Origin of the sequence: Gallaecimonas kandeliae, from assembly GCF_030450055.1 — a bacterium.
In the GTDB taxonomy this organism is placed as follows: domain Bacteria; phylum Pseudomonadota; class Gammaproteobacteria; order Enterobacterales; family Gallaecimonadaceae; genus Gallaecimonas; species Gallaecimonas kandeliae.
Genome location: NZ_CP118480.1, coordinates 2988675 through 3007324 on the forward strand (window position 1 = coordinate 2988675; position 18650 = coordinate 3007324).

Genomic DNA, 18650 nt, shown 5'->3' on the forward strand with positions numbered 1-18650 from the left:
GCCAGCACAGATGATGAGCACCGATAAGAACTCCTATCCCCTTTTGAGCGGCATCTCCTCCCCCGAGGCCTTGCGCAAACTTCCCCAGGACCAGCTGCCACAGGTGGCTGACGAGCTGCGCCGCTACCTGCTGGAATCCGTCAGCCAGTCTTCAGGCCATTTGGCCTCCGGCCTCGGTGCCGTGGAGCTGACGGTGGCCTTGCATTACATCTACCAGACCCCTTTCGACCGCTTGATCTGGGACGTGGGCCACCAGGCCTACCCCCACAAGATCCTCACCGGCCGCCGGGACCAGATGGGCAGCATCCGCCAGAAGAACGGCCTGCATCCCTTCCCCTGGCGTGAAGAAAGCGAGTACGACGTGCTGTCGGTCGGCCATTCCTCCACCTCCATCTCCGCCGGCCTCGCCATGGCCATAGCGGCGGAGCGTGAAGGCGAAGGCCGCAAGGTGGTGTCCGTCATAGGTGACGGCGCCATGACCGCCGGCATGGTGTTCGAGGCCATGAACCACGCAGGGGATCTCGGCACCGACATGGTGGTGGTGCTCAACGACAACGAGATGTCCATCTCCGAGAACGTCGGCGCCCTGAACAAGCACCTGGCCAGGCTGCTCTCCGGCAGCCTCTACACCTCCATCCGCGAAGGCGGCAAGAAGGTGCTGTCCGGCCTGCCGCCCATCAAGGAGCTGGCCAAGCGCGCCGAGGAACACCTCAAGGGCATGGTGGTGCCCGGTACCCTCTTCGAAGAGCTGGGCTTCAACTACATAGGCCCCATCGATGGCCATGACGTCAACGCCCTGGTGGACTGCCTGCGCAACATGCGCAACCTCAAGGGTCCCCAGCTGCTGCACGTGATGACCAAGAAGGGCAAGGGCTACGAGCCGGCCGAGAAGGACCCCATCGGCTACCATGGTGTGCCCAAGTTCGACCCGGCCCAGACCAGCCTGCCCAAGTCCAAGGGCGGCAGCCCCAGCTTCTCGCAGATCTTCGGCGACTGGCTCTGCGACATGGCCGCCCGAGATCCCAAGCTGATGGCCATCACCCCGGCCATGCGCGAAGGCTCCGGCATGGTGCGCTTCAGCCAGGAATACCCCAAACAGTACTTCGACGTGGCCATCGCCGAACAACATGCGGTGACCTTCGCCGCCGGTTTCGCCATCGAAGGCTACAAGCCGGTGGTGGCCATCTATTCGAGCTTCCTGCAGCGGGCCTACGACCAGCTGATCCACGATGTGGCGCTGATGAAGCTGCCGGTGCTGTTCGCCATCGACCGCGCCGGCATCGTCGGTGCCGACGGCCCCACCCACCAGGGTGCCTTCGACTTGAGCTTCCTGCGCTGTATCCCCAACATGGTGGTGATGACCCCCTCAGACGAGGATCAATGCCGGCAGATGCTCTACACCGGCTACCAGTGGGACGGTCCAGCCGCCGTCCGTTACCCCCGCGGCAGCGGTACCGGCATAGCGCCCCAGGCCGAGATGCGGGCCCTGCCCATCGGCAAGGGCGAACAGGTCAGGAAAGGCAACAAGGTCGCCATTTTGGCCTTCGGCACCCTGCTTGCCGAGGCACGCCAGGCCGCAGAAGCCCTGGACGCCAGCCTCTGCGACATGCGTTTCGTCAAGCCTTTGGACGAGGACTTGATCCAAGACATGGCCGCCCAGCATGAGCTGTTGGTAACCTTGGAAGAAAATGCCGTCATGGGCGGCGCCGGTTCGGCTGTCGCCGAATTCCTCAACAGCCAGGGCATCAACAAGCCGCTGTTGCAGTTGGGGCTGCCGGACGAATTCATCAAACATGGCACCCAGGCGGAGATCCTGGCTGAGCTGAGGCTGGATGCCGCCGGTATCACAGGCCGCATCAAAGCACGGCTTGAATGACGGAAGGGCTCGAAAGAGCCCTTTCTTTTTACCTTCGCCAAGGCCAATAAGAAAATGCGAAGCCGTTACCCTCTGATCCGTTTAGCACTCAAGCTTTCTCCCATCCTTGCCACCACGGCCTTGATAGGCGCAGCCCTGGTACTGTTGGCCTACCCCCTAGGGTTGCACTTGCTGATCCGCCCCTTGTTGACAGGGCCTGGGACTCACCCCCTAACGGCAGCGGCGACCCTGGCCCTGGCCCTGGCCACCTTGCTGCGGAACAACCGGCTGGGCACGGCGCTGGCCGCCATGGTGCTGGCCCTGATGCTGCTGAGGCTGTTCCTGGCCGAGCCGAGCGGCCCCTGGCTGGCGGCACTGACTCCCTTTCCACAAGCCCTGGCCAAACTCAACGCCCTGGGCCACAGCGTCGCCCTTGGCGAGTTAACGGCCCTGAGCCTGGCCGCCAGCGCCGCCGCCCTGCTGTGCTACCAGGCCTTTCGCCTGACATTGTCACAGCTGCTGGCGGCCTTTAGCCTGGCCGTTCCCCAAGTCGCCATCGTCGGCTATGCCCTGGGACTCAACCGCTTTCACGGCGAGACCTCCCTGACCACAGTGTCCATGGTCATCCCTCTGGCCATGGCCATACTGCTGTGCAGCGCCCACAGAGGTGGTCTGCGGGCCCTGCTCAGCCCCAGGGTGGGCGGCAGGGTGGCCAGGCTGCAACTGCTGCTGGGCTTTTCCATTCCCTTCCTGACCGGGTTCCTGCTGGTCAATACCGTCCAACATTCCCCGGACCTTTCACTCGGCATACTGATAGTGACCGTCAGCCAGGCGACAGTGGTGCTGATCACCGTTTCGGCCATCCTCTATGATCAGGTGGACCTCGGCCGCCGCCGCTACCAGCGGCAATTGGAACTGCTGGCCACCAAGGACGCCCTGACCCTGACCTACAACCGCTACGCCCTGGAACGCCGCGCCGATCAGGAGCTGGCCCGTTTCCATCGCCACGGCCCTCCCTTGTCGGCCCTGCTGGTGGATATCGATCATTTCAAGGTCATCAACGACACCTATGGCCACGGGGTCGGCGACTTGGTGCTGCAGCGACTGGCCGCCCTGATGCGCAGCCACTGCCGCTGTCAGGACATGGTGGCCCGCTGGGGAGGCGAGGAATTCGTGCTGCTGCTGCCCGATACCGCTCTCGAGGCCGCCGCCCAGGCCGCGGAAAAGCTGCGGCGCCTGATCGCCGAAACCGACTTCTCGGAGCAAGGCGTAGGCCTGCCCGTCCATATCTCCATAGGCTGCGCCCAGTTGATGGCCAACGAGAGCTTCTCGGACCAACTGCGCCGCGCCGACGCCGCCCTCTACAGCGCCAAGCGCCAGGGACGCAACCAGGTGGTATGCGCCGAGCCGTCCCGCCCTTCCTTGAGGCAGGCTTGAAACGGAAAAGCCTATCTTTCCAATAATGAAAAGGGGCCTTCAAGGCCCCTTTTCATTATTGATTGCGACTCATCATTCTCAGTCGCTTTGTAGTGGTCTACTAATCCCGGACACCGATTTAGGTGGTAGAGTCACCACCGCAAAAGAGGTGTTCCATGAAACGGCAACGACGTACCTTCACTCCCGAGTTCAAGCTTGAAGCCGCCAAGCTGGTGCTGGACCAGGGCTATGCCATCAGCCAGGCCAGCCAGTCGCTGGATGTCGGCGAAACCGCCCTGCGGCGCTGGGTTGAACAGCTTCAGGCCGAGCGCAGCGGGCGAACCCCTACCAGCAAGGCACTGACTCCGGAGCAACAGAAAATCCAGGAGCTGGAAGCGCGCATCAACCGCCTGGAACGCGAGAAGGCCATTTTAAAAAAGGCTACCGCTCTCTTAATGTCGGACGAGTTCGAACGTACGCGCTGATAGACCGGTTAAGGGAGCAAGAGCCGGTCGACAGGATCTGCGCATTGTTCGAGGTCGCCACGTCCAGCTATTACGAGCACCGGCTACGGGGGCGGCGCATCGACGCCCGGCGCCTGCACCTGCGTAGCGAGGTCAACCGGTTGTTCAGTCACAGCCGCAGCGCGGCTGGCAGCCGGACCCTCAAGGATATGCTCCGCGCCGAGGGCATCGAGATAGGGCGTTTCCTGGTGCGGCGCTTGATGAAGGAAGCGGGACTGGTCTGCAAGCAGCCCGGCAACCACCGCTACCGGCAAGCGACCATTGAGCGACCTGATATCCCCAACCAGTTGGCGCGCTCATTCCAGGTCGATACGCCCAACCAGGTCTGGTGTGGCGATATCACCTACATCTGGGCGAGCAGCCGCTGGTGCTACCTGGCGGTGGTTCTGGCTCTCTTTACCCGCCGCGTGGTGGGCTGGGCGCTCTCTGAGCAGCCTGACGCTGAACTGACAGTCAAGGCGCTGCAGATGGCCTACGAGCAACGAGGCTGCCCCAAGGGCGTGATGTTCCATTCGGACCAAGGCAGCCAATACGCCAACCGACTGTTCCGGCAACGGCTGTGGCGTTACCGGATGAGCCAGAGCATGAGCCGGCGCGGTAACTGTTGGGACAATGCGCCGATGGAAAGGCTGTTCCGCAGTCTGAAATCTGAATGGATACCGGCCATGGGTTATCCCAGCCAGGCCCTAGCCAGCCGGGACATCAGCGCCTATCTGATGGGCTACTACAACTGGCAACGGCCACATCAACACAATGACGGATTGCCTCCGGCAAAAGCCGAGGCAAAACTTAATTTACTGTACGGAAATTGTTGACCACTACAGATCACCACCTCCATAGGAGGTGGTTTAAGGCTGAAAACAAAAAAGCGGCGCCGAAGCGCCGCTTGAAATAGCCATTCCAACTTGCCTTAGAAGGCGTAGTTGGCGCCCAAGAAGTAGGCTCGGCCCAGGGTATCGTAGTAACCGGCACCGTCGTAGGTGTAGGGGTTACGCGGCGGCGCCTTGTCAAAGGCATTCTTCACGCCGAAACGCAATTCCAAATGCTCATCGAAAGCATAACGACCGGTGAAATCCCACACGGTGCTGGAGGGGATGTCGTTATAGTTGTTGCTTTCAATAGTGCTCTTCCGATTACCAACAGCGTGGTGACGGTAATCAGCCACGGCGTTGACGGTCCATTTGTCGTAGGTCCAGATGGCGCTGAAACGTCCCTTCAAACGGGGATTTGTGTATTCGCCCACATCGACTTCCAGATCGGACGCGAAGCCGGTGGGGTTGGTACGCCAATCGTCCACATAGGTGGCAAGCAGGTTGATGCGGAAGTTGCCAGCAGATTCTGTGGAGAAACCGTAGTCGCCCTCAATGTCCACCCCCTTGGTCTTGAAGGTCGCGACGTTGATGGGGCTCTGCACGAAGCTGGTGATGTCACCTGTATTAGGATCACGGGTGAAGCGTGAACAATAGGGGTTGTCCAGGCTAGCGGAATCGTAGCAGTACTTAACAGCAGTGCCGACATCAATGTAGTTGATGGCGTTCTTGATGTCGAAGCTCCAGTAGTCCGCAGTCAGGGTCAAGCCTTCGACGAAGCTGGGGGTATAGACGAAGCCCACTGTGTAGTCGTCGGAGGTCTCTTCCTTCAGATCAGCATTACCAGCGTTGAAGCCAGGATGGTTGGCGTGATACCAGTCATCGGTGGCTTTCCAGCCGTCGGGCAGGCCGGCTGCATGACAGTTAGATGCGCGATACTGACTGGCCTCAGGTGCATTGATGTTGTCCACGTCACAGACATCGGTAATAGACTCAAAGGTCTGGCCCGGCGGGTCATACAGTTCAGAGATGTTGGGAGCACGTACGGACTTGGACTTGGTGGCACGCAGCTTCAGATCATTGGTCACAGACCAATTCAAGCCCAGCTTCCAGGCATCGTTGTTGCCAACAGAGGTGTAGTCCATGTAACGGTAGGCCAGATCCAGGTTCACTTCCTTGGCAAGGAAGACATCGGCAAGAACCGGTACGGAGAACTCGACCGCAGCCTCGCTGACTTCATAGGCACCGTAGGACTTGGCGGAAGTGTTGCCGAAGATGAGGCCATTGATCATGTTGTCATCGGGAGTAGTCCTGGACTGCTCTCGGCGCCACTCACCAGAGATGGCGGTACTCAAAGCGCCCGCAGGCAGTTCGAAGAGATCACCGCTGACCACGAAACCGGCATTCTTCTGCTCAGTCTTGGCGACGCGGTGGGCGTCGGTGCTGACCCAGTCGATAGCCTCCTGGCTGGCCTGGCCTTGACCCAGCAGGTTCAAAGGCACACAGCCGTTAGACTGGTCGCGACAGACGATATTACCGTTGGCATCCTTGATGGAATCAAAGGCCTGGTAATAACGATCGGCAAAGATCTCACCTGTCCAATGGGTCTTCTCTTTCAGATGACCTTCTTGATAGAAAACGGAGTAGCTCCAGTCACCGATGTAACCTTCCAGACCCACCAAGGCACGGAAGGTATCACGGTTCTGGTTGTACTTACGATTACCAAACTCGGTATCGATACGGTACATGCCCACAACACCGCCATCGGCGTCGATGATGTTACGGGCATCATCACTCAGGAAAGCGTTATCGGACCAGATCGGTACCCCTTGATGGAATACGGGAGAGCTTTCACCGTAGGACTTGTAGTTAGAGTAGGTCAGCTCGGTAAAGAGCTTCATATCGTCATTGATCTGGTAATCGGCGTTCAGGTTGTATACCTGGCGCTTCAGAGGCGTACGGATAACGTTGTAATTGACCGGATCATAACCTTCACAAGCACCAGTACAATAGTTTCCGTTAGTACCTGGGCCGGGGATAAGGCCATCACCGTAGTCGAAAGGCTTGAGATTACCGTTGGTATCCCAAGTGTACTGGTTATCCGAGGTGAAGAAGGTACCGGCCTCGTTAATCCAGCTCAGGGGCTTACGTCCTGTGTAGCTGATCTTGGTAGGTTCGCCATCATTGGGGCCAGTATTGGCGGAGTTGTAGATACTGCCTACAGGATTACGAGTAAAGTCGCGATCGGCGTATTTGATCTGTTTGGCTTCGGCATAGACGGCACTCATCATGACACTGCCTTTGCCCTGCAGGAAATCGGTGCCATAGGCCAGGGAGTACTGGGACTCAGCACCACCTTTCTGCTCAGGCTGGGTGTAGGAGGCGTCCAACTCCAAGCCGTCAGTCTTCTTACGGGTGATGATGTTGACCACACCGGCAACAGCGTCAGAACCGTAAACGGCAGAGGCACCACCTGTGATGATCTCGACGCGCTCAATCATGGTGGTGGGAAGGTTATTGAGGTCGACGGCGGTATCACCGGCAGAACCAGCAACGTAACGGCGTCCGTTAACCAGTACCAGGGTACGGGCAGTGCCCAGGCCGCGCAGGTCAGTCTGGTTCAGGCCGTTGGCGAAGATAGTGTTGTTGGAAGTCTCGGGAGAAATACCAACAGTAGATTGAGGCAGCTTGTTCAGCAGATCAGCGACGTTGGTGATCCCCATGTCCTGGATCACGTCACCGCTGATCACAGTGAGAGGAGTCGGGGATAACGCACCTTGGCGTTTGATCCTGGAACCTGTCACTTCAATTCGTTCGGTCTTAGTGTCGTCCTGCTTGGCAGCAGCATTGTCAGCAGCATGGGCTACAACAGGCATCGCATAGGCAGCCATGACCCCAAGGGCCATAGCCGTTCGGACGGCAAGATTCAGCTTATTGGCTTTCACGTCTCATCTCCCTGAAAGAAGTTTTTATTTTTTCTCCGCTACATTAGCGAGGAGGATTGGCACCCCGCGCATACGTTACAAAAATGAAACGGCAATGTGAAGAAGAGAAAAAAGATGCCTCACCGATAGCTTCATGAAGCGTCCACCAACTGACGCACAATCAACATAAAAATCCCAAACAAACAACGCGTTACAAAAATCAGGCACATCTGTAACAAATTGTATCAAAAGGATGAAGTGAAAAGGATACGCTTAACTTCGTCGACAGATATGGTCTCTTCATCTCAGATTAAATTTAGCCAGCACTAATATCAAAAGACCTAAACAAATGCTCCATAGCAACTTATCAACCAGAATGCTCCCACTAGTGCCGACCACAACTCTCTGGCTTCTCTTTTAAAAGGTACTCATGCTGGCATAAGCGACGGTTGGCTCTGTTTACCATGGGTGTCCAACTACCCCTGCTTAATGGTCTACACAGCATGAAGGGGTTCCCCCCAACCGACTGTGCAAGACTGTCAGCAACAGCGTGACCATGACTGACTGTGGTTCATTGTATTCCTGAAGTTAGAACGACTGAGGCTAGAAACGAAAAAGCGGCGCAGGTGCGCCGCTTGAAATAGCCGTTTCCAACGGCCTTAGAAGGCGTAGTTGGCGCCCAAGAAGTAGGCTCGGCCCAGGGTATCGTAGTAACCAGCGCCGTCGTAGGTATAGGGATTACGCGGCGGCGCTTTGTCGAAGGCATTCTTCACGCCAAAACGCAGCTGAAGCTTGTTGCTCAGATCATAACGACCGGTGAAGTCCCAAACGGTTTGCGATGGGATGTGGTTGTAGTCAATATTCTCTACCGTATAGTTGTTATCACCGACAGCGTGGTGACGATAGCTGGCAACGGCGTTGAGAGTCAGCTTGTCGTAGCTCCAAGTAGTAGTGAAGCGCCCTTTCCAACGGGGGTTGGTGTACTCGCCCACATCGATTTGGATATCGGATGCAAAACCAGTGGGGTTGTAGCGCCAGTCATCCAGGTAGGTGGCCAGCAGATTGAAGCGCAGGTCACCCATGCCTTTCAGGCTGATGCTGTAGTCTCCCTCGAGATCCACACCCTTGGCCTTGTAGGTCGCGACGTTGATCGGGCTTTGCACGAAGCTGATGATATCGCCAGTACTGGGATCACGGGTGAAACGCGAGCAGTATTGGTTATCCAGACTCTCAGAGTCGTAGCAGTACTTCACAGCGGTTTTGACATCGATGTAGTTGATGGCGTTCTTAATATCGAAGCTCCAGAAGTCCGCCGTCAGAGTAAGGCCCTGTACATAGCTGGGGGTATAGACAAAGCCCAGGGTGTAGTCGTTGGAGGTTTCTTCCTTCAGGTCAGGGTTACCGGCGTTGAAACCGGGCCTGTTGCCCTGGAACCACTCGGGCGTGGGCTTCCAACCTTCGGGCAAACCAGCAGCATGGCAGTTGGTCGCACGATTAGGGCTGGCTCCGCTTTCGTTGATGAAATCGGCATCGCAGACATCCTTGAAAGATACGAAGGTTTGCCCCTGGGGATCAAAAAGTTCGCCGATGTTGGGAGCACGGACCGACTTGGACTTGGTGGCACGAAGCTTCAGGTCGTCATTGACGGCCCAGTTCAGGCCCAACTTCCAGGCATTGTTGCTACCAACGGTAGTGTAATCCATGTAGCGATAGGCCATGTCCAGGTTCAGCTCTTTAACCAGGAAGGCATCGGCCAGCAGCGGGACACTGAATTCAGCGGCCAGTTCACTTACTTCGTAAGCACCATAGGACTTGGAAGAAGTGTTGCCGAATATCAGCCCATTGATCATGTTGTTATCGGGAGTGGTACGGGACTGCTCGCGGCGCCATTCGCCGGAAATGGCGGTGCTCAGGTAACCGGCGGGCAGTTCATAGAGGTCCCCGCTGACCACAAAGCCGGCATTCTTCTGCTCAGTCTTTGCAACACGATGCGCATCGGTACTGACCCAATCGATGGCTTCCTGGCTGGCTTGGCCCTGGCCCAGCAGGTCCAGAGGCACACAGCCGTCAGACTGGTCGCGACAAACGATGTTGCCGTTGGCGTCCTTGATGGCATCGAAGGCTTGGTAGTAACGATCGGCGAAGATCTCACCGGTCCAATGGGTCTTCTCTTCCAGATGCCCTTCCTGATAGAAGGCAGAGTAGCTCCAATCACCGATATAACCTTCAACGCCGATCAGCGCACGGAGAGTGTCACGGTTCTGGTTGTATTTGCGGTTACCAAACTCGGTGTCCATGCGGGCCATGGAAACCTTGCCGCCTGCCGCAGAGATAATGTCGCTGGCTTCCTGGCTTAGGAAGGCGTTATCCGCCAGCAGCGACACACCGCGGTGAAAAACAGGTGAGCTTTCGCCGTATGACTTGTAGTGGGAGTAAGTCAACTCGGTAAAGACTTTCAAATCGTCGTTGATTTGATAGTCGGCGTTGACGTTATAGACCTGACGCTTGAGAGGGGTGCGGATCACACCGTAGTTAACCGGGTCATAGCCATCACAGGCACCGCTACAATAGTTGTGGTTTGTGCCGGCATCACCGATAACCTTGTCCAGAGAGCCATTGCCATAATCGAACAGTTTCAGGTTACCGCTCTTGTCCCAAGTATAACGGTTACCGCCAGCATTGATAACGCCAGCCTCATTGAGCCAATTAAGCGGTTTGCGGCCTTCATACCGGATCTGCTTGGAGATACCGTCTGAGTTGTTAGTATTGGCAGGGTTATATACGTAGCCAACAGGGTCACGCGTAAAGTCGCGATCGGTATATTTTATCTGCTTGGCTTCGGCGAGAACGGCACTCATCATGACGTTGCCTTTGCCCTGCAGGAAATCTGTACCGTAAGCAAATGAATACTGGGACTCGGCACCACCACTTTGCTCGGGCTGGGTGTAAGAGGCGTCAAACTCCAGACCATCGGTCCGCTTGCGGGTGATGATGTTCACGACACCAGCAACAGCGTCAGAGCCATAGACGGCTGAAGCACCACCGGTAATGATTTCCACCCGCTCAATCATGGTGGTCGGGATGTTGTTCAAGTCGACGGCGGTATCGCCTGCCGAGCCTGCCACATAACGGCGGCCGTTAACCAACACCAGAGTACGGGAAGTGCCCAAACCACGCAGATCGGTCTGGTTCAGGCCGTTGGCGAAAATGGTGTTGTTGGAAGTTTCAGGCGAGATCCCTACGGTGGACTGGGGCAGCTTATTGAGCAGGTCGGCAGCGTTGGTGACCCCCATGTCTTGAATGACATCACCAGTGATGACGGTCAGCGGGGTTGGGGAGAGCGCCCCCATACGCTTGATCCTGGAGCCCGTGACTTCAATACGCTCTGTTTTTTCATCATCTTTGGCTACTTTGCCATCGGCTGCGCTGGCCATGCTGGGCACGGAATAAGCAGCCATCACTCCCAAAGTCATGGCTGTACGAATAGCCATATTCAACTTACTCGCTTTCACGTCTCATCTCCCTGATGAATTTTATATTTTTATTTACATTTAATACACAAACACCCGAGGGCATAGTGCAATGAAAGAAACTACAAAAATGAGACAGGGCTGTAAATAACCTTGAAAATAAAATGATAAAAAAGAGGAAACTAAAAAATACAAATAATAAGCACTCACTCACACCATGAAGGCCATTTTCAAGAGAAAGCCATTCATTAATTGGCCAACACCATTGCGACGAACAGCTGAAAATATGGCATGAGAAAATTTTAACAACACAATTCCAACAAGAATAAATAACAAAAAATTAAAATTTAGACAAAGGTAATTTTTTGTGATGAGTAAATCCTCACTCACGCATTTAAAATAGCTGAGCAAAAAACATTCTCTGACTTTGAATGAGGATTAAAGAAGAGCCAGCAGCCCCTGCAGGCAGGCGAAGGCGAGGAGGCCGGCCAGGACGTCGTCCATCATGATGCCGAAACCGCCGTGTAGTTTGCGGTCAGCCCAGCCGATGGGCCAGGGCTTGAGGATGTCGAAGAAGCGGAACAGGGCAAAGCCCGCCAGCACCCAGTACCACTGGGTCGGGGCCAGGAAGAGGGTGATCAGCATGCCGGCCACTTCGTCCCAGACGATGGCGCCGTGATCATGGACTCCCATGTCGTGGCTGGCCCTGGCGCAGATGGCGATGCCGCCCAGGACGGCGGCCAGGGTCAGGGCTAGGTAGGCCGGCCAAGGCAGCAGGGCAAGCAGGTAGAAGAGCGGTATGGCGGCCAGGCTGCCGAAGGTGCCGGGGGCCTTGGGGGCAAGGCCTGAGCCGAACCCCAGGGCCAGGAAATGCCAGGGATTCTTCAGGGACAGTTTCTTAAGGGGATCCGTCATCAACTGGCCCAGCTGTGCTCGTAGCCCTGGGCTTCGAGGACCACGGGCTGGCCGTGGTTGAGGTAGCTTATCCCTTCGCCACCTCTCAGCTGGCCGATACAGCTGTGCTTGACGCCACTGTGGGCCAGGGCCGTATCCAGGCCGCCCTTCTGGGCTTCGGGTACGGTAAAGAGCAACTCGTAATCGTCTCCTGCTTCCAGGGCATAGCGCCAGGCCGACTCCAGGGAAACTGTCCCCAGCAGCGCCTGGCTCATGGGCAGCTTGTCCAGGAAGAGGTTGGCGCCACAATGGGAGGCCTTGAGCACATGGCCCAGATCCGAGGCCAGGCCGTCGGAAAGGTCTATGGCGCTGGAAGCGATACCGCGCAGCGCCTGGCCTGCGAGCAGCCTGGGGGTGGGATAGCAGTGACGGTTGATGAGGTATTCGCGGTGATCGGCGCTGGCCTGCTCGCGCCCTTCCAGCAAGGCAAGGCCAAGGCCGGCATCCCCGAGGGTACCTGTCACATAAAGCCAGTCACCGGGTTTGGCGCCGCCGCGGGTCAGCTGTTTTCCCACAGGCACCTTGCCCTGGGCTGTGATGGTAATGGAGAGGGGGCCACGGGTGGTGTCGCCCCCTACCAAGGTCACGCCGTAATATTCGCAGACTTCGATGACGGCTCCGGCAAACTCCTTGAGCCAGGCATCATCGGCCTTGGGCAAGGTCAGGGCCAGGGACAACCAGGCCGGCTCGGCGCCCATGGCAGCCAGGTCGGAGAGGTTCACTGCCACCGCCTTGTGGCCTATGGCCCGTGGGGCCATGTCCGGCAGGAAATGGACGCCGCTGACCAGGGTGTCGGTGGTCACCGCCAGCAGGGTGTTCTCGGGCACGCTCAAGAGGGCACAGTCGTCCCCTATGCCCAGTACCACGTCCTTGCGCTGGTGGCCCTTTCCCTTGAAGTAGTTGTCGATTAGCGAAAATTCACGGCTTGCCATCAATAAAAAGCCAGCATTGCTGCTGGCCCTCCTCTGGGTTCCGTTCGGGCTATTTGCCGTGCTGGTCCCGGATAAACTTGTCCAGTACGCCGTTGACGAACTTGTGGCTGTCTTCGGCAGCAAAGGTCTTGGCCAATTCGATGGCCTCGTTCAGCGCCACCTTGTAAGGGACATCCTTACGGCGGGTGAGTTCATAGAGGCCAAGACGAAGTGCGGCTTTTTCCACCAGATCAACGTCATCCAGGGGGCGACTGACGTAGTTGGTGAGAATGGTGTCCAGCTCGTCGGTGTGGGTAGCCACGCCGACGATGAGGTCGCGGAAGTAGTCCACGTCCACTTCGTTCATGTCCTGCTCGGTCAGGAACTGATGCTCCACCTCGGCGATGGGATCCTTGGTCATCTGCCACTGGTACAGGGCTTGCAGCGCCAGGCGGCGCGCCTTACGACGGAATGCGGGTTTCATCAGCCCTCCAGCTCATCAAGGACGTTGACCATCTCCAGGGCGGATAGGGCCGCTTCGGCGCCCTTGTTGCCAGCCTTGGTGCCGGCCCGCTCTATGGCCTGCTCGATGGTGTCGGTGGTCAGCACACCGAAGGCCACGGGAATGTCGAAATCCATGGCCACGGACGCCAGGCCCTTGTTGCACTCGGCGCAGACGTACTCGAAATGGGGAGTACCGCCACGGATCACGGCGCCAAGGGAGATGATGGCGTCGTACTTCTTGCTGGCCGCCACCTTCTTGGCCGCCAGGGGCAGCTCAACGGCGCCCGGCACCCGCACTATGGTGATGTGCTCTTCCGGCACCTGGCCGTGGCGTTTCAGTGCATCGATGGCGCCGTCCACCAGGGAATCGACGATAAAGCTGTTAAAACGGGATACCACCAGCGCAAACTTGTGCTTGGGGGCCGCAAAACCGCCTTCAATGATCTTCATAGCTGACTCTTGACCCGAGAAAAACGGCGCTATGGTAGCACAGCGCCTGACATTGGCCTACAGATTCGACCAGGGCACGCGACCTGGGCCGTCCCCACTCGAAGCACCTTATTCGGCGACGTATTCCACCACTTCCAGCCCGAAACCGCCGAGGGCGTGGTAGCGCTTGTCGCTGCTGGACAGCAGTCGCATCTTGCCCACCCCCAGATCGGCCAGGATCTGTGACCCCACACCCACCCGGCGGCTGGTGCCGGACCATTGGGCCGGCGCCGGTTCCTGGCCACAGTCCTGGGCGGCGAAATGCAGCAGTTTGCGGACCAGGTCGCTGTCGCTCTCCTCCGAGCCCAGCAGCACCAGCACCCCGCCTTCGCGGCCGATGCGCTCCATGGCCTTGTACAAAGGCCAGCTGCGGCTGACGCTGCGATCGGAGAGCAACAGGTCGGTGAGGCGGTTGTGCAGATGCACCCGCACCAGGGTCGGGTTCTCGACGCTGACCTCGCCTTTTCTCAGGGCAAAATGCAGGCGGCCGTCGATGGTGTCGCGGTAGGTGAAGAGGTCGAAGTCGCCATAGAGGGTCGGCAGTTTGCACTGGGTGATGCGCTCTATGGTGGTCTCGTGCAGGGAGCGGTACTCGATGAGGTCGGCGATGGTGCCGACCTTGATGCCGTGCTTCTCGCCGAACACTTCCAGCTGCGGGCGGCGGGCCATGGTGCCGTCCTCGTTGAGGATCTCCACTATGACGCCGGAAGGCTCGAAGCCCGCCAGCCGGGCCAGGTCACAGCCGGCTTCGGTGTGGCCGGCGCGGGTCAGGACGCCACCGTCCTGGGCCATGATCGGGAATATATGCCCCGGCTGCACCACGTCGGCGGCCACGGCGTTTTTGGCCACGGCGGCCTGCACCGTACGGGCCCGGTCGGCGGCACTGATGCCGGTGGTGACCCCTTCGGCCGCCTCTATGGAGACGGTGAAGGCCGTGCCGAACTGGGCGTTGTTGTCCTTGGCCATCAGCGGCAGGTTGAGGCGCTGGCAGCGGTCACGGGTCATGGTCAGGCAGATAAGGCCGCGGCCATGGGTGGCCATGAAGTTGATGATCTCGGGGGTGACCTTTTCGGCGGCGACGATGAGATCCCCTTCGTTCTCTCTGTCCTCATCGTCCATGAGGATGACCATCTTACCGGCGCGGATGTCTTCGATGATGTCTTTGATGGGTGACAGGGCCATGCTCAGTCCTTATTTCATAAAGCCGCTTCGGGCCAACAGATCCAGTGTAACGGCTCCCTGGGAAGCCTCGCTCGGCGCCAGCAGGCGCTCGACGTAACGGGCCAGCAGATCCACCTCCAGGTTGACCAGGCTACCGGCCCGCCAATCCTTGATCGTGGTCTCGCCCTGGGTGTGGGGCACTATGGTGAGCTTGAAACGGGCCCCTTCGACGTCGTTGACGGTGAGGCTGATGCCGTCCAACGTCACGGAGCCTTTCTCGGCGATGTAACGGGCCAGTTCCGAAGGGGCCTTGAGCCAGAACTCGATGGCCCGGCCGGCCTCAACCCGGCTCTCCACTGTCGCCACACCGTCCACATGGCCAGACACCAGATGACCGCCAAGGCGGGTGCTGGGCAGCAGCGCCTTTTCCAGGTTCACAGGGCTACCGGCCTTGAGTTTGGCAAAGCCGGTACGCTTCAAAGTCTCTCCGGAGACGTCGGCACTGTAGCCGTCGCCATGCAACTGGGTGACGGTCAAGCAGACGCCGTTGGTGGCGATGGAATCCCCCAGCTTGACGTCCGAGAGATCCAGCTTGCCGCCGTGGATGCGCACTGTGACGTCGCCCCCCACGGGCTTGATGGCCAGCACCTTGCCCACGGCTTCGATAATACCGGTAAACATCACACCTCCAGGGTCAGGCGCAGGTCTTCACCCACCATGCGGCAATCTTTGATTTTAAACCTCGGCGCCTGGCCCATCTCGGTAAAGAGCGGCAGGTCCACCAGGCCGCGGCTGAGGCTGCCCATCAAGGTCGGCGCCAGGTAGAGCACCAGTTCGTCTACCAGCCCTTCGGCCAGGAAGGCGCCGGCCAGCTCGGCCCCTGCCTCCACCAGCACTGAATTGACGGGCAAGGCCTTCAGCAAGGCTTTGAGGAAGCCCTCTTCCGGCAGCTTGTGCTTTTCCACGTGGTCGGGGAAATCCCTGTGGTCGTTGTGATGGCTGACCACCCAGGTAGGGCCAGGCACCTGGAAGAAGCCGTTGTCGGAGCCCAGGCGCTGGCGCCTGTCCAGCACCACCCGCAGCGGCTGGCGTATCTCGTCCAGAGGATAGGGATCGGGAAACTGCGCAGGGCGCACGTTCAGGGACGGCTCGTCGCTGAGCACTGTGCCGGCACCGGTGATGATGGCGCCGCTCAGAGCCCGTAGTCGCTGCACGTCGGCCCGGGCATCCACGCCCGTTATCCACTTGGACTGGCCGTTTTTCAGGGCGGTGCGGCCGTCGAGGCTGGCCGCCAACTTCAAACGCACGAAGGGCAGGCCCGACTCCATCTTCTTGATAAAACCGGGGTTGAGGGCGCGGGCGTCGCTCTCCAGCAGGCCCTGCTCCGTCTCGATACCGGCCGCCTCGAGAATGGCCAGCCCCTTGCCGGCCACCCTGGGATTGGGGTCGACCATGGCCGCTATCACCTTGGCGACGCCAGCCTTGACCAGGGCCTCGGCACAGGGCGGAGTCCGGCCGTGGTGGGCGCAGGGCTCCAGAGTCACGTAGGCGGTGGCGCCACTGGCCTTTTCCCCGGCCATGGCCAGGGCATGGACCTCGGCATGGGGGCTGCCGGCCTGCCGGTGCCAGCCCTCTCCCACCAGCTCACCGTCCTTGACCAGGACGCAGCCGACGGCGGGGTTGGGTTCTGTGCTATAACGGCCCTTGGCCGCCAGCGCGATGGCGCGGGCCATCCATTGGGTATCTGTCATTGAGAACACGGCCTAGTCCTCCAGGCGGGCTATGGCCTCGCCGAAATCCTTGATGTCTTCGAAGCTGCGGTAGACGGAGGCGAAACGGATATAGGCCACCTTGTCCAGGCCCTTCAGGGCCTCCATCACCAGTTCACCGAGCATGGCAGATTTCACCTCCCGCTCGCCGGTGGCGCGCAGGGTGCTCTGGATCTTGTTGATGGCCAGCTCCACCTTCTCGGCACTGACGGGCCGCTTTTCCAGGGCCCGCATGATGCCGGCCCTCAGCTTGGCCTCGTCGAATGGCTCGCGGACGCCGTCGCGCTTGATGATGCGGGGCATCACCAGTTCGGCCGTCTCGAAGGTGGTAAAGCGCTCGTGGCAGTGGAGGCATTCGCGGCGGCGGCGCACCTGGTGGCCGTCCGCCACCAACCGGGAATCGATGACCTTGGTGTCTTCGGCGCTACAGAAAGGGCAATGCATTGGGCCTCCCAAAGAAAACTGGCCGCTTGCGCGGCCAGTGAAGGATACCCGAATCGGTGCTTTTTATTAACCGTAAACGGGGAAGCGGCGGCAAAGATCAAGGACTTGGCTCTTGACGCGCTCGACCACGGACTCGTCGCCCATGTTGTCCAACACGTCGCAGATCCAGCCGGCCAACTCGCTCACCTCAGCCACACCGAAACCGCGGCTGGTAACGGCCGGGGTACCCAGGCGCAGACCTGAGGTGACGAAGGGGGAGCGAGGGTCGTTGGGCACTGAGTTCTTGTTGACGGTGATGTAGGCGCGGCCGAGGGCGGCGTCCGCATCCTTACCGGTGATGTCCTTGTCGATGAGGTCGACCAGGAACAGGTGGTTCTCGGTGCCGCCGGAGACAATCTTGTAGCCGCGGTCCTGCATCACCTTGACCATGGCCTTGGCATTGTCCAGCACGCGCTGCTGGTAGGTCTTGAACTCGGGGTCCAGGGCTTCCTTGAAGGCCACGGCCTTGGCGGCGATGACGTGCATCAGGGGGCCACCCTGGCTGCCGGGGAAGACGGCGGAGTTCAGTTTCTTGTAGATGTCCTCGTCGCCACAGGCAGAGAGGATCAGGCCACCACGGGGACCGGCCAGGGTCTTGTGGGTGGTGGTGGTGACCACGTGGGCGTGGGGCAGCGGATTGGGGTAGAGGCCGGCGGCGATGAGGCCTGCGACGTGGGCCATGTCCACGAACAGGTAGGCGCCCACTTCGTCGGCTATTTCACGGAACTTGGACCAGTCGATGACCTGGGAGTAGGCGGAGAAGCCGGCGATGATCATCTTCGGCTTGTGCTCCACGGCCATGCGGCGCACTTCTTCGTAGTCGATGAGGCCGGTCTCTTCGTTGATACCGTACTGCACGGCGTGGTAGTTGCGGCCGGAGAAGTTCGGCGCGGCGCCGTGGGTCAGGTGGCCACCGTGGGCCAGGCTCATGCCCAGCACTGTGTCGCCGGGCTTGACCAGGGCCAGGAAGACGGCGTTGTTGGCCTGGGAGCCGGAATGGGGCTGAACGTTGGCGTAGTCGGCACCGAACAGGGCCTTGGCACGTTCAATGGCCAGGTCTTCGGCGATGTCCACATACTCACAGCCGCCGTAGTAGCGCTTGTGGGGATAGCCTTCGGCGTACTTGTTGGTGAGCTGGGAGCCCTGGGCTGCCATCACCCGCTTGGAGGTGTAGTTCTCGGAGGCGATAAGCTCGACGTGCTCTTCCTGGCGGCGCACTTCCTGCTGCATGGCTTCCCAGAGGTCGGGATCGAATTGGGCGATGGAAAGTTTTGAGTCCAGCATGGTTTCTCCCGGGCAAGTTACCCGTCAGTTCATCAACAAGGAAAAAGTGGCCGCTATTTTAGCCCGAGACGCAATCGGTTTCCTATCCCGGATCGCT

Annotated in this window: 14 protein-coding genes; 3 read left to right on the forward strand and 11 right to left on the reverse strand. The window is 59.1% G+C overall.

Annotated features, from left to right (window positions below; translation table 11 throughout):
- The first annotated feature begins 13 nt into the window (after positions 1–13).
- The 3 genes from dxs (at position 14) to PVT67_RS14735 (ending at position 4610) form a co-directional block, all read left to right on the forward strand.
- Positions 14–1876, forward strand: coding sequence for a 1-deoxy-D-xylulose-5-phosphate synthase (gene dxs, locus PVT67_RS14725; RefSeq protein ID WP_301499717.1), 1863 nt, complete (start codon positions 14–16; stop codon positions 1874–1876).
- A gap of 144 nt (positions 1877–2020) precedes the next feature.
- Positions 2021–3292: a GGDEF domain-containing protein gene (locus PVT67_RS14730; protein WP_301494836.1), complete on the forward strand. Its 1272-nt coding sequence runs from the start codon at positions 2021–2023 to the stop codon at positions 3290–3292.
- A 155-nt stretch (positions 3293–3447) separates the two neighbouring features.
- Positions 3448–4610, forward strand: a protein-coding gene (locus PVT67_RS14735; protein WP_301494838.1) for an IS3 family transposase whose coding sequence is annotated in 2 segments (ribosomal slippage) — positions 3448–3703 and positions 3703–4610 — 1164 coding nt in all. Because the reading frame shifts where the segments join, the coding sequence is not laid out codon by codon here.
- 95 nt (positions 4611–4705) lie between these two features.
- Here the strand turns inward: PVT67_RS14735 and PVT67_RS14740 are convergent.
- The 11 genes from PVT67_RS14740 to glyA form a co-directional block, all read right to left on the reverse strand.
- Positions 4706–7549, reverse strand: coding sequence for a TonB-dependent receptor plug domain-containing protein (locus PVT67_RS14740; RefSeq protein ID WP_301494840.1), 2844 nt, complete (start codon positions 7547–7549; stop codon positions 4706–4708).
- A gap of 638 nt (positions 7550–8187) precedes the next feature.
- On the reverse strand, positions 8188–11040 hold the full coding sequence (locus tag PVT67_RS14745) for a TonB-dependent receptor domain-containing protein (protein WP_301494842.1): 2853 nt from the start codon (positions 11038–11040) through the stop codon (positions 8188–8190).
- A gap of 396 nt (positions 11041–11436) precedes the next feature.
- Positions 11437–11913 carry a phosphatidylglycerophosphatase A gene (locus tag PVT67_RS14750; protein WP_301494844.1) on the reverse strand — a complete coding sequence of 159 codons (477 nt, stop codon included), beginning with the start codon at positions 11911–11913 and terminating at the stop codon, positions 11437–11439.
- On the reverse strand, positions 11913–12884 hold the full coding sequence (thiL, locus tag PVT67_RS14755) for a thiamine-phosphate kinase (RefSeq protein ID WP_301494847.1): 972 nt from the start codon (positions 12882–12884) through the stop codon (positions 11913–11915). The genes PVT67_RS14750 and thiL overlap by 1 nt, the downstream gene beginning before the upstream one ends.
- A 49-nt stretch (positions 12885–12933) precedes the next feature.
- Complete coding sequence (gene nusB / locus PVT67_RS14760; RefSeq protein WP_301494849.1) at positions 12934–13347, reverse strand: transcription antitermination factor NusB; 414 nt, start codon at positions 13345–13347, stop codon at positions 12934–12936.
- Positions 13347–13817, reverse strand: coding sequence for a 6,7-dimethyl-8-ribityllumazine synthase (ribH, locus tag PVT67_RS14765; RefSeq protein WP_301494851.1), 471 nt, complete (start codon positions 13815–13817; stop codon positions 13347–13349). The genes nusB and ribH overlap by 1 nt, the downstream gene beginning before the upstream one ends.
- 108 nt (positions 13818–13925) lie before the next feature.
- On the reverse strand, positions 13926–15038 hold the full coding sequence (gene ribBA, locus PVT67_RS14770; protein WP_301494853.1) for a bifunctional 3,4-dihydroxy-2-butanone-4-phosphate synthase/GTP cyclohydrolase II: 1113 nt from the start codon (positions 15036–15038) through the stop codon (positions 13926–13928).
- A 9-nt stretch (positions 15039–15047) separates the two neighbouring features.
- On the reverse strand, positions 15048–15698 hold the full coding sequence (locus tag PVT67_RS14775) for a riboflavin synthase (protein ID WP_301494855.1): 651 nt from the start codon (positions 15696–15698) through the stop codon (positions 15048–15050).
- Positions 15698–16768 (reverse strand): bifunctional diaminohydroxyphosphoribosylaminopyrimidine deaminase/5-amino-6-(5-phosphoribosylamino)uracil reductase RibD, encoded by a 1071-nt coding sequence (gene ribD / locus PVT67_RS14780; protein WP_301494857.1) that lies wholly within the window; start codon positions 16766–16768, stop codon positions 15698–15700. Before ribD ends, PVT67_RS14775 begins: the two co-directional genes overlap by 1 nt.
- 12 nt (positions 16769–16780) lie before the next feature.
- Positions 16781–17230: a transcriptional regulator NrdR gene (nrdR, locus tag PVT67_RS14785; protein WP_301494860.1), complete on the reverse strand. Its 450-nt coding sequence runs from the start codon at positions 17228–17230 to the stop codon at positions 16781–16783.
- A 66-nt stretch (positions 17231–17296) separates the two neighbouring features.
- A complete protein-coding gene (glyA, locus tag PVT67_RS14790) occupies positions 17297–18553 on the reverse strand; it encodes a serine hydroxymethyltransferase (protein ID WP_301494862.1) in 1257 nt (418 codons plus the stop codon).
- Positions 18554–18650 lie beyond the last annotated feature (97 nt).